The sequence below is a fragment of the Alkalicoccobacillus porphyridii genome, assembly GCF_007293315.1.
In the GTDB taxonomy this organism is placed as follows: Bacteria; Bacillota; Bacilli; order Bacillales; family Bacillaceae_D; genus Alkalicoccobacillus; species Alkalicoccobacillus porphyridii.
This window is the reverse complement of sequence record NZ_VLXZ01000126.1, coordinates 1-313: the sequence shown is the minus strand read 5'-3', so window position 1 is coordinate 313 and position 313 is coordinate 1. Positions and strand designations below refer to the sequence as shown.

Annotated in this window: 1 protein-coding gene; it reads left to right on the top strand. The window is 39.9% G+C overall.

Annotated features, from left to right (window positions below):
- On the top strand, positions 1-313 hold a 313-nt coding region (locus tag FN960_RS23780; protein ID WP_185971134.1), incomplete at both ends, for a hypothetical protein.

Here is a 313-nt window from a genome sequence, read left to right as displayed (position 1 = left end):
AGCGAAAAACTTGGGTTGCCGGAAATATACGTTGAGCTTGCTGAGCGCAGCATTCTCGTTCCAACGAAGCTCGAAGGTAAAGAGGAAATGGAGCTTTTAACCGTTGGTAAGACGACGGATGAAGCTGTTGCAGCATACAGGTATGCAAAGAGTTATTATCATAATCTTTGCGATTTTGCTGGCAAAGAGCCAGTTCATGCAGAAGATGATAATTTTAAGTATATAGAAATGGGTGGAAAGTTTAGAAAAGTAAAAGAAGAAAAAGTCATTGAAAGGTTGCACAAGAATGAAATCCAACAGGCTATCCAAGCTA